The sequence below is a fragment of the Sulfitobacter sp. UBA1132 genome (assembly GCF_002311545.1).
Taxonomy (GTDB): Bacteria; Pseudomonadota; Alphaproteobacteria; order Rhodobacterales; family Rhodobacteraceae; genus Sulfitobacter; species Sulfitobacter pontiacus.
The window spans coordinates 130,857-143,066 of sequence record NZ_DCAN01000004.1 but is presented as its reverse complement, the minus strand read 5'-3'; the positions used below and the strand labels follow the sequence as shown (position 1 = coordinate 143,066).

Here is a 12,210-nt window from a genome sequence, read left to right as displayed (position 1 = left end):
GGGCGCTTAGGATTTCTTGGGATTTTCCAGCGAATTCCATACCGACCATTTACACATGAATTTGTCCTGCGCCACAATCAGAACAACCAAACCACAAAACATCCAGAAAGCTGGCCCAAACCCCACAGTTGCCAGATCGGCAATCTTCACCAGCGCCACGGCACAGCCAAGCGCGAAAATCTCGGCCATCGACCACGGTTGCAACGCTTGCGACAGGCGGAACGCCTGCATTGCGTGGCGTGCGGGCGGCAGGTCCAGCACGATGGGCACCAGTACATAAAGCGTCAGCATCACCCGCGCCAAGGGCACCAGCATGATCAAGGCAGCCGTCGCCAGCGACAGCAGCAAAAGCGGCCCGCTGGAAAACGCCAGCGCCGCGTCCATCACAGAGACAGAGTTCTTGTTGCCCGCCGCATCAATATCCAGAAACGGAAAGAACGTCGCGCCAAGGATCAGAACAAAGGTGGCAATGGCGATGGCAATGATCTTCAGCCCCGCTTTTTTGCGCGGTTCGATCAACACGGTATGGCACCGTTCGCACACCGCCTTCTCGCCGACCTTGGGCACCTTGAGGTGATACACGGCGTCGCATTGGGGGCAGACGATGATCTCCTCCAGATTGACGGATGGTGCAGGGTCGACGGTGTCTTTCATCCCCTTGGTATAAAGGAGATCACAAACCGTGTGTATCGAATTCTGGACACGAAAAGTTCATTCTAGGCATCGGCGGAATCCCGTCAATGCAGGTTCCAGCGCTGGAACATTCGCGCAGTGTCTTTGTTGTGTCGGTGAAGATAGCGAAGATGAAAGGAGCTTTCTAATGACACAGATCACAGACGCGAAAATTCTGATCCTATCCACCAATGGTTTCGAGCAATCCGAGCTGGAGCGCCCGTTGAATGACCTCAAGGCCAAAGGGGCCACCGTGCATGTTGCCACCCCCGATGGCGAAGATATCAAGGGCTGGGACAAAGACGACTGGGGCAACACAGTTGCAGCCGACAAAGCCCTGTCGGATGTGACTGTTGATGACTACGACGCGATTGTCCTGCCCGGCGGACAGATCAACCCCGACCTGCTGCGCGCCAACAAGGACGCCGTATCGCTGATCAAAAGCTTTGCTGACGCGGGCAAAACCGTTGCCGCGATCTGCCACGCCCCTTGGCTGCTGATCGAAGCAGGCATCATCAAAGGCCGTGCTGCAACCTCCTATGCCTCAATCGCGACTGATGTGAAAAACGCCGGTGCGCATTACGAGGACAGCGAAGTCGTCGTGGATCAAGGCATCATCACCAGCCGCTCCCCGGAAGATCTGGATGCGTTTATCGCCAAGATCGTCGAGGAAGTCGAAGAAGGTGAACACAGCCGCAAAGCCGCTTAAATTAGGCGACAGCGAACCACAAAGGCGGGGCATGTGTCCCGCCTTTTTTCGTGCGCAGGGAAAAAGTTACGCCACAACCCCCGGCATCAGGACGTTGCGCGACCCTTCCTCGAACGCGTCCAGCTTCTGATGCCAGACGGTTCCGGGCCAGCGATGCTCCATCTCGCGTTTGCGGGGTCGATAGACAGCGGTATAAAGCGTGCCGAAGCCTGCGTTGAACTGGTGCGAATAGAGCGGCGGTTTCAGGAACGTGTTGATGAATTTCTCTTCCGGATCACGGTGGAACCGCAACCGTTGCAGCAGATATCTTTCCCGTTCAACCGTCGCCGTAAAGCGCGCATGGCTGATCCATTCAACGTTTTCCTGATGGTTGGTCGCCACCGCTGCCTTGGTGATGATCGCAGGCCGGTCCGGTGCCATCAGCGCCGTCAGATACTTGCGTTTGCGGTCCAGCACCGTGACGTTATAGCTCATGTGGGTCGGCACACGTGCCAGAATTTCGCCCGCTTGCTCGGCAGTCTCGCAGGTTTGCAGCACATAGCGCAGGATCAGCGGCACGCCAAAGCCCACCCCCACCACACGACGGCCCCCAAAGGTGAGCGAGATCGACAGCCCCGCGTCATTCACCCCGTCCACCAGCCCGAACAACCCGTCAGAGGTGCCCATCACGCGGCGCCCCTTCCAGCCGGTGTGCAGCACCAGACTGTCGAACGCGTTGGTGTTATAGTCATAGTTGCGCACCATGACAGGTTCCTTGCCGCCCCAAACCGCCTGACTGCATCCCGACAGATAGGGCGGCGGGCAGTAAAAGCTCAGGAACCTTGCTGCCAGATCACCCCCGCCCGCCTGATCACATAGATCTTCGTACAGCGGGATGAGGTCGGGCATATGCGCCTTGAGCGCACGACGACATTCGGCATAGGTCGGGCGCGCGGGCTCGCCCTCCTTCAGCCACCATTTACGGTAGTGAGGCCAGTATTCGGCGAAAAGCCCGGCCCATTTGGGACCGGGCAATTCTTCTGAAATGGCACGCCACAGCATGTGCTGCCCTTTCGGTGCTTAGAGGATTTTGAACGCCGGATCAGACATCGCCGGACCCGCCTCTGCGACGGGCAGAGGACGACCGTTCACCGATTGCTTGATCCCGTGAATCCACTTTTTCGCGCGCTCATTCAACTGGAAAGACTTCGTCATCGACCGACCGCGGGTCACAAGGATGCCAATATCGGCCCCTTCATAGCGGTAATCACCCGGTTGCAGGATGCGCAGGAAGAACGCCTCGTTCTCGGACTCCACGGCGCGACGGTGATAATCGAAACGGTCAAACACAACGCGGCCATCTTCCAGCATCTTGTAAATGCCCGTTTCGGGCGCTTCGGTGCAGATATCGACGCTGTCTTCGGTATGTTTGATCACCATCTGGCTCCAACCGTCGATCATCTCGGGGTCGGCCCAACGGTTGTTCAGCTCTTCTACATCCAGATTGAACTTCTTCTTGCTGAATTCGAGCAGGTGGAACAGGAACAAGGGCGCATCCGCATGGGCAAAGGCGGCGTGGTTCGTCATCGACGACGCGCCCGTGATGCGCGGGTTCAGTTCGCCCAACCAGATGTCACCGGTCTTTTTGTCGATCAGGAAGTCGAGCTCGAAATAGCCACGATAGCCTTCCTTGCGCAGTTGTTCCCCGAACTTATAGGTCAGTTCGCGCGCTTTCTGACGAACCTTGGGCGGGAAGGCGGTCGACAGAATTTCGTTGCCACACCAGCCCCCGCGATAGGGCGTCAGATCCTTGAAACCGACCAGTTCCGTCATCAAGGGGCCAACGATCGTGCCTTCCTTGGTGGCGCAAGCCTCGATCGCGGAACCGCGGCAGTCGATCCGCTTCATGATCTTGATCTCGCCCTCGCCGACGATCTCGGATTCATGACGGCGGAAGTCTGCTTCGGACTTGATAAAGAACGTCGTGTGGCCACTGTCCCCAAAGGCGGATTGCAGCACCAGATCGTGACCGATCCCGGCCTTCTCGCAGGTCTTCTTGAGGTCTTCGTAATCCTTGACCTCGGCCAGCACGTTCGGCACCGACGGCACACCGGCCTTGTTGCCGATCCGCACGGTTTCGATCTTGTTGTCCATCTTTTGGCGCAGCTTGGCCTTGGGGAACCAGACATCCGCCCCCAGTTCTTTCGACAGGCGTTCGGTTTCCTCGTCGAACATCAGAAACACGAACTTGGGCTTGCCACCGCGCCGCTTGACGAAGTCGATCACCTCTTTGTGCTGCAACAGATAGTTGTTGATGTCTTCGATGCTCTGGAATTCAGCGTGGGGCTGTTCCGAGGGGCAGAACACGTTGGGGTGCTTGCCGCCGTAGCAGTCGATGTAACAGATATACTTAAAGTTTTTCACCCACTCATCGAGACCAAGAAGGTTAAAGTTCGTGGCCGAGATAAAGTACACAGGGTCTTCGTTACGGTGAAAGAACCGACGAATTTCCGAGATATTCTTGAGAACAGTCGTTGTCATGATATTTGGTCCTTTGCTTAATCTTAGTCAGGTGAAGACGACAGGTTTTTCTTGCGCACCCGTTTCAGCGCCGCATCCGTAAAGACGCGCAGCCCCAGATCGGGGCGGTAACCGTGGATTTCGCTGACGTCCAAATTCCGCATGAACGACAGGATTTCTTGGCTCACCACCTGTCCGGGGACGAGGATGGGAAAGCCGGGGGGGTAGGGGATGATAAAGCTGGCGGACACGACCGTCTGGTTGGCGTCCATCGCCTCTTTCAGCGTGCCGTTCAGCTCCAGGTAATCGGTGTTCTTCTCGTCATAGGCGAGGAAAAACGCCGTGCGGATATCCCCTTCGGAGGTGACGTCGTCGTTGCGGAAAGCCTCGTGAAAGCGGCTGAAGTCCGGCAGCGGCGGGTAGTTCTCCATCAGGTTGGCGACGCGGTTGTCGAAAGACCGACGCTCCATCTTGCTGGCGTCATCCAGACGGTCATCCAGCGATTTCGCGATCTCGACCAGCACCTCGATCAAATAGGCGACGCTGGACCGCGTGGTGCCGATATTGGTCATGAACAAGACCGTGTTGCGCGATGTCTTGTTGATCTGGATGCCGTATTTATCCATCAGGATATCGGTCTTGAACGTGTCACCGTCCCAGCCCGTCCCACCGACCAGCAGCGTCACGCGGCTGGCATCGAGGACGAACTGGTCTTTCTCCCAGCAGTCCCACATATCGGTCCAGCCCTGTTCTTGATGGTAATAGCTGGTCACCCCGCTTTCGCGGTATTCCTCGGGGATCATGTCGCCCGCTGTCAGCACCTTGAAGTATTTGCTCAGCAGCGGGTGGTCGGCAATCGCACGACGCATGGACAAGGCGGCCTCGATCTGGCGCTGCACGAATTCGAAGCCTTCAAGCTCTACCTGTCGTCGCCCCACATCCAGCGAGGCGATGATCTGGTAGTTCGGCGAGGTCGAGGTATGGGTCATATAGGCTTCGTGGAAGCTTTGTTCGACCTCGCCCTTAAAGTCCTGATCATTCACGTGAATCATCGACCCCTGCCGGAGAGAGGTCAGCGTTTTATGGGTCGATTGCGTGGTATAGACCCGCACCCGCGAATCCGGCGCAGGGATCAAACGCGTGTTCAGCAGCGTCTCGTCGTCGGCATCCTTCAGTTCAGCCTGTTGCTTTTCATAGGCGATGCGGTGGTCGTCCGACTTGAACCGCGCGCGCAGCGTATTGGCTGCGTTCATGCCCGTACGCTGGCGATAGGTCGGGTTGAAACGGGCAAAAGCGAACCACGCCTCGTCCCACAGGAAAATGAGGTCGGGCTTGATCGCCAGACATTCCTCCATCACCCGTTCGACGTTATAGACCAGCCCGTCAAAGGTGCAGTTGGTCAGCAGCAACATGCGCACCTGATCCAGCTTGCCCGCGGCCTTGAGCGCCAGAAGCTGATGCTTGATCTCGCGCAGGGGCACGGCACCGTACATGGAATATTCATTCAGCGGGTAGCTATCAAGATAGCACACCTGCGCCCCCGCCAGCACCATCCCGTAGTGGTGGGATTTGTGGCAATCGCGATCGACCAGCACGATGTCACCGGGGCGCACCAGAGCCTGCACCACGATCTTGTTACAGGTCGAAGTGCCATTGGTGGCAAAGAACGTCTGCTTGGACCCGAAGGCGCGACTGGCCAGTTCTTGCGCCTCTTTGATCGGCCCGTGTGGTTCAAGCAAGCTGTCCAGCCCGCCCGAGGTGGCAGAGGTTTCGGCCAAAAAGATGTTCGGCCCGTAGAACGCGCCCATGTCCTGAATCCAATGCGACCGCGTGATCGACTTGCCGCGGCTGATCGGCATCGCGTGGAAAACGCCCGTGGGCTGTTTGGAATATTCGACAAGCGCCGTGAAGAACGGCGATTTGTTCCGCGCCTGCACCCCGCGCAGAATGTTCAGGTGCAGCTCCATAAAGTCTTCTTGGTTATAAAAGACCCGACGGCAAATCCCCAGATCCAGACCCGCGATATCCTCGACCGACCGTTCGGTCACCAGATAGGCGTCGAGCTCGGGGCGAACCTTGGCGATCATCCGGCAAAGCTCGGGGCCGTAGTTCTCGGGCTGGAGCTTGTCGATCTCTTCTTGCCCGCCAGCACGCGCCAGATACCGAACAAGGATCGTCTCGTCCATCTTGGACTTGAGCGTCAGCCCCGGGCGCACAACGATGGCCTGGATGTTGTGGTTGAACAGCACCGCGATCAGCGCGTCTTCGATGGATTTGACCACCACGGCTTCGTAGTGGAACGGGTCTTCGGGGCGGCGCATCCGGCTGACGTTGGATTTCAGCCAGCGCTCTTGCTGGTCGTTCACATCATCGACGATCAGCACCTCGAAATACGGTTTGGTCAGCGCCCGCGCCTCGGGAGAGAGCATCGCCTCGTCGTCATGTTCGTCGTGATCGATGCTGTCGCGTTCCAGCGGGATGGTGCGACGGCGATAGGCCCCTGTTGTCAGCGCCCGCGTGATGCGGTTCACCGCAAAGGCCATGTCGTCAAAGCTGTTGTTATTCAGCATCCGCTGCAGGTGTTCGAACGCCGCCATGCCCGGAAAGGCCCAATAGGGTTCGATCAGCGACAGGGAGTCAAACAGCGCGGCGCATTTGCTGCGCAGGGCTTCGATTTCCTTGGCTGTGGTGGTGCGGGTCAGGCCGCTCGCCGCTTCACGCAGCGCGCTCCATCGGTCGGACCTCAGCTGAATTGCCGACGAATAATCGTTCATAGAATGCATCAATCGTACTCCGCTTTGGGCGGTCGACTGCTGCATCCCGGTGTCCGGCACTTTTGAAAAGCGCCGGACCTGAACGCCGCAGCCTAGCCGCTAGATGTCGGCCCGCTGCCCGGCAAATCACCGGGCTTTACGGGTGGATTTGGTGTCGCTGCAGCCGGAGCCACAGGTGTTTCGGCAGGGGCCGTGATATTGGCAGCCCCCGCCGTTGGATTTGGTAGCGGTTCGGGGGCAAAGCCCGGCTGAACCGCTGGTGTCGTTGTTTCATGCCCTTTGAACACGGGCGCGTCCGGTACCCGCTGCGCGGGCACATCGACGTGCAGACCGGCGCGGGTCCCCTGATGGGGCACCTCAAGCGGGCCAAGCGTGTTCAGATAGGCGTCTGTCCCGTTGGAACGGTCATAGATCGAGAAGTCGGTAGACCGGTCGCGGAAGGATTTAAGCACCTGCCCCAGACCCTTCATGCCGGTTTCGCGCTGACGACGCACCATCGACAGATCGACTTCGATCGGGAACATGTCTTCCTGACCGGCGGACTGGTGCAGGACCATTGACGTCGGATCGACAACCAGCGATTTACCGACGCCGCCTGCGCCCAGACCGTTGACCGCAAAGACATAGCACTGGAACTGCGCCGCGGTCGCGCGGGCAATCGCCAGCTCTGCGTCGCGGTCGGTGGTGCCGGTCAGAACCGGTGTCAGCAGAACCTCGACGCCTTGGCTGGTCAACTGGCGCGTGGTTTCGGGGAACCACATGTCATAGCAGATCGACAAGCCGAAACGCCCGACTTCCGGCACGTCGAAAACACAGAATTCGGTGCCCGCCGCGATGCCGGATTCATAGGGCCGGAACGGGAACATCTTGGCGTAGCGGCGGATGATTTCGCCCTCGGGGTTGATCACAACGGCTGTGTTATAGACGCGCCCGTCCTCGGGGTTCTTGAGGAACATGGAGCCGGGGATCAGCCAGACACGGTGCTTGCGTGCAGCGGCCTGAAACACCTCGAGCGTTTCATTCTCGGGGGGCAATGCAAACCGGTCAAGCGGGCCAAAGGGGGCCAGCTCGGAAAACAGGACCATCTGGGTCCAGGGAAAACGCGCCATCAGGATGTCCAGTCGCTGGATCATGCCATCGACGTTGGACTCCAGCGCGTTGACGTACATCTGCACGCCTGCAATCGCAAAAGGTGTCATAACTTGTCACTCCGTCCAAACGGGCGGAAGGGGCCGGAAATACTCCGCCCATACGCCCAAGGTGACAAGTCCATACTCCCATTGTTGGGAATATTAAACACGTGACGTGATGGCGAACCCACCGTCATTTGCATGGCTTCTATGCGTAACATGCACAAACTAATCTGTTACACCACCGCTGCTTTGCGAGCCGCACGTGCATTGCGGCCCCGTTGCATGACGACCACGAGGGCCAGCAACAACAGCGCGGGGATAAACATCCAGTATTTACTTGGGGTTGCGACGGGTTTGAGCACGCGCAGCACCTCTTGGTCCCAATCCAGACCCGCCGATTGCGCGGCAGAGTTGTACAGAACGTCGTCGATGAACATCTGGTCGCCCTCGACACGGGTGATCACGCCGGCAGCCTCCAGCCGTTCTTCGCCCGTGGTGCCTTCGTTGATGGGCAGAAGGGCGACAAATTCGATCGGATCACCCAGATCATTGATACCCGCGACGCGCAGGCGCAGATCCTCTCCAAGCGGTGTGTCGGCCGCGGCCTGTACAATCTCGGCCGGTGCTTCTTCGGTATAGGGCGGAAAGACCATATCCATCCAGAAACCGGGCCGGAACAGGGTAAAGGCGATCAGCAAGAGGGCAATCGTCTCGTAGAAGCGGTTCCGCGCAAGGAACCAGCCCTGGGTCGCTGCTGCAAACAACAGCATCGCAAAGGTCGCGACAATGAAGACGAATATACCCTGCACCATCGACACATCAATCAGCAGAAGTTCGGTGTTGAAGATGAACAGGAACGGCAGGGCCGCCGTCCGCAAGCTGTAGAAGAACGCGACGACACCGGTCTTGATCGGATCCCCACCGGACACAGCCGCGGCGGCAAAGCTCGCCAGCCCGACCGGAGGCGTCACATCAGCCATGATGCCAAAGTAGAATACGAACAGGTGCACCGCGATCAGCGGCACGATCAGACCGTTCTGCTGCCCCAGCGTCACAATGACAGGTGCCAGCAGGGCCGACACAACGATATAGTTCGCCGTTGTCGGCAACCCCATCCCAAGGATCAGCGACAGGATCGCGGTCAGGAACAGGATCGCAAGGATATTGCCGCCCGACAGAACCTCGACCACATCGGCAAGCGCCGACCCAACGCCGGTCTGGCTGACCACGCCCACGATGATACCAGCGGTCGCCGTGGCAATACCGATACCGATCATGTTGCGCGCCCCGACGACCAAGCCGTCGATCAGGTCACGCACCCCCGCGACCACATCATTGGCAAACTGGCTTTCGCCCCGGAAAATCGCCATCAGCGGGCGCTGTGTCACGAGGATAAAGATCATGTAGGTCGTGGCCCAGAACGCCGACAGGCCGGGGGACAGACGATCCACCATCAAGGCCCAGACCAGAACGACAATCGGCAGGATAAAGTGCAGGCCCGACCGCACCGTTGGACCGGGCAAAGGCAGACGCGTCACCGGCTCGTTCGGATCATCCAGTACCAGCGGCTCTTCCTTCGACCCGATATACAGCAGACCGGCATAGACCGCGGTCAGCAAGGCAAAGATGATATAGCCCGCGCTGTTGGGGAAAGCAGGACGTAACCAGCCCATGCCATAGTAGACAGCAAAGCTCAGCGCGCAGATGCAGGCGATGATAAAGGCGGACACCAGCAAGCGCTGCACAATCGGCTTGGGCGTATAGGGGCGTTCCAACCCGACCATACCGGCCTTCAGCGCTTCGAGGTGCACAATATACACCAGCGCGATGTAAGAGATCACCGCGGGCAGAAACGCGTGTTTCACGACATCAAAATAGGGGATGCCCACATATTCAACCATCAGGAAGGCCGCGGCCCCCATGACGGGCGGCATGATCTGACCGTTAACCGAAGACGCAACCTCGACCGCGCCGGCCTTTTCAGAACTGAACCCCACCTTTTTCATCAGCGGAATGGTAAATGTCCCCGTGGTCACGACGTTGGCGATAGAGGAGCCCGAGATCAGCCCCGTCATCGCAGAGGACACAACAGCAGCCTTCGCAGGCCCGCCTTTCATGTGGCCCATCATGCTGAAGGCGACCTGGATGAAATAGTTACCGGCACCGGCCTTATCCAGCAGCGCGCCGAACAGGACGAAGAGGAATACGAAAGACGTCGACACACCAAGCGCGATGCCAAACACACCTTCGGTGGTGATCCACTGGTGGTTCACGATCTCAGAAAGCGAGTTACCCTTATGCGCGATGATATCCGGCATCATCGGGCCCAAGACGTTATAGACAAGGAAGACCGACGCAACGATCATCAGCGCAGGCCCAAGGGCGCGGCGCGTTGCCTCTAGCAGGATCATGATGCCGATCACGAAAACAACCGTATCTTGCATGTTCGGCGCACCGACACGGCCCGAGATCTCGCGATAATACACAAACAGATACAACGCAGCCGCCGCGCCAACCAGCGCCAGGGCCCATTCCCACAAGGGGATACGGTCTTTGGGCGATCCAAGCACGACACATGCGACAATGACGATGGCGACCAGCGGGATCCACCAGGTCGGCGTGCCGTCTTTGGCCGCGACCATGAACAGATAGGCCAGCACGACGGGCACGATAATCCCCAGCCCCAGTTGCACCTTGGTGCGCGCGGCGGGGAAGGCGGCGATGCCCAGGAAGATAGCAAAGGCCAGGTGGATTGACCGGGCTTCGGTATCGTTAAAAACACCCCAGCCGAAAACAAAAGGAAGCGGGGAGGCGATCCACAGCTGGAAAAGCGACCACGCCAGCGCGGTCAACGCCAGAAAGACGCCAACGCTACCGGTCGCTGACCTGCCGCCCGTGTCCGAAGACGCGACAAGTTCGTCCAGTTCGCTTTGGCTCAGCCCGCCTTTTCCGGCGGCTTCGGCTTCTACAGCGGCGGCTTGGTGTTGATCGTTCTGTGACATCTTCGTCCCCTTGGTGGCCCCGTATCAGGACAGGTGCACGTTTATTGTCGGTCGACTGCGGTCGTTGCCGCAGGATGCGAACGCGAGGCTGTCCTCGCGTTCGCGAATGGTCAAACGGCGGGCTTATTCAATCCAGCCACGCTCTTTGTAGTACTTCGCCGCACCATCATGCAGAGGGGCGGACAGACCGTCTTTGATCATCTCTTCTTCTTTGAGGTTCTCAAACGCGGGGTGCAGCTTTTTGAAGCGGTCAAAGTTGTCGAACACAGCTTTTACAACTTCGTACACGACTTCTTCGTCCACATCAGCGGAGGTCACAAAGGTCGCTTTCACGCCGAATGTTTTCACATCCGCGTCGGTGCCTTTGTACATGCCACCGGGGATGGTGGAGTATGCGTAGAAGGGGTTATCGGCGACCAGCTTGTCGATCGCTTCGCCTTCAACCGGCACCAGCTTGGCGTCGACGGTGGACACGGCTTCCTGGATCGACCCGTTGGGGTGGCCCACGGTGTAGATGATCGCGTCGACCTTGTTATCGCCCAAAGCGGCGGCCTGCTCGGCTGGCTTCAGCTCGGATGCGAGCGCGAAGTCATCCATTGTCCAGCCTTTGGCGTCCAGAACGACTTCCATCGTGGCGCGCTGACCGGAACCGGGGTTACCGACGTTGACGCGTTTGCCTTTCAAGTCGTCAAAGCTTTCGATGCCGGAATCGGCACGCGCGATGACGTTGAAGGGTTCGGCGTGTACGGAAAAGACCGCGCGCTCTTTGTCGAACTTGTCGCCTTCGAACTGCGAAGACCCGTTGTACGCGTGGAACTGCCAGTCGGACTGGGCAACACCCATGTCCATGTCACCCGCCTTGATGGCGTTGATGTTGGCGATGGAACCACCGGTGGACGGAGCGGTACATTTCAGGCCGGTTTTGGCGCTGTCACGGTTTACCAAGCGGCAGATCGACTGACCCACAACAAAGTAGACGCCGGTCTGGCCGCCGGTCCCGATGGTGATGAATTTTTCCTGCGCGGTGGCGGCGGTACCCGCGACCAGTGCAGAGGCGATGGCGATGGACTTGAAAATAGTCATTTGAAGTCTCCCAACTTAATTGTCTGAACACACGTCATTGATGCGCATGCTCTCCGTCATGGTTGAAATGAGCGCAGATATTCCGGAGCAAAACAAGCTGATTTATTGCGATTTTTCCCCGAAATAATGCTCTGACCCTGTGCGAATCGCGGCGTGAAATCATGAATTATTTTCACTATGCGGCACACATGGCACCCGTCATTTAGGGGACGCGGATGGTAAATCGCAACGCGAAAAACGATGTAATAAACTGATTTTCCATATTTATTTCACTTCCCCCAATCCCGTGCCTAAAAATACTAGCGCGCAGCGGCACAAAATCAAAACTGCGGGCCGGA

General features: G+C 58.3%; 8 protein-coding genes. 1 reads left to right on the top strand and 7 read right to left on the bottom strand.

The window, feature by feature from the left end; all coding sequences use genetic code 11:
* Positions 1 to 6 precede the first annotated feature (6 nt).
* A complete protein-coding gene (locus tag B4F27_RS01610; protein WP_005850602.1) occupies positions 7 to 654 on the bottom strand; it encodes a paraquat-inducible protein A in 648 nt (215 codons plus the stop codon).
* Between the two features lie 166 nt (positions 655 to 820).
* On the opposite strand from B4F27_RS01610, the gene B4F27_RS01605 reads away from it, so the two are divergent.
* Positions 821 to 1,381 (top strand): type 1 glutamine amidotransferase domain-containing protein, encoded by a 561-nt coding sequence (locus B4F27_RS01605; RefSeq protein ID WP_286758679.1) that lies wholly within the window; start codon positions 821 to 823, stop codon positions 1,379 to 1,381.
* 66 nt (positions 1,382 to 1,447) lie between these two features.
* On the opposite strand, the gene B4F27_RS01600 is transcribed toward B4F27_RS01605, so the two are convergent.
* The 6 genes from B4F27_RS01600 to B4F27_RS01575 form a co-directional block, all read right to left on the bottom strand.
* Entirely contained in the window at positions 1,448 to 2,422 is a 975-nt protein-coding gene (locus B4F27_RS01600) for a C45 family autoproteolytic acyltransferase/hydolase (protein WP_037965586.1), read from the bottom strand.
* 18 nt (positions 2,423 to 2,440) lie between these two features.
* Positions 2,441 to 3,901, bottom strand: coding sequence for a biotin carboxylase (locus B4F27_RS01595; protein WP_005850608.1), 1,461 nt, complete (start codon positions 3,899 to 3,901; stop codon positions 2,441 to 2,443).
* Between the two features lie 23 nt (positions 3,902 to 3,924).
* On the bottom strand, positions 3,925 to 6,663 hold the full coding sequence (locus tag B4F27_RS01590) for an aminotransferase class I/II-fold pyridoxal phosphate-dependent enzyme (RefSeq protein WP_074636583.1): 2,739 nt from the start codon (positions 6,661 to 6,663) through the stop codon (positions 3,925 to 3,927).
* 83 nt (positions 6,664 to 6,746) lie between these two features.
* Positions 6,747 to 7,853 (bottom strand): carbon-nitrogen hydrolase family protein, encoded by a 1,107-nt coding sequence (locus B4F27_RS01585; protein WP_286758678.1) that lies wholly within the window; start codon positions 7,851 to 7,853, stop codon positions 6,747 to 6,749.
* A gap of 167 nt (positions 7,854 to 8,020) precedes the next feature.
* Entirely contained in the window at positions 8,021 to 10,789 is a 2,769-nt protein-coding gene (locus B4F27_RS01580) for a TRAP transporter permease (protein WP_286758677.1), read from the bottom strand.
* A gap of 123 nt (positions 10,790 to 10,912) precedes the next feature.
* Positions 10,913 to 11,872: a TAXI family TRAP transporter solute-binding subunit gene (locus tag B4F27_RS01575; RefSeq protein ID WP_005850616.1), complete on the bottom strand. Its 960-nt coding sequence runs from the start codon at positions 11,870 to 11,872 to the stop codon at positions 10,913 to 10,915.
* Between the last annotated feature and the right edge of the window lie 338 nt (positions 11,873 to 12,210).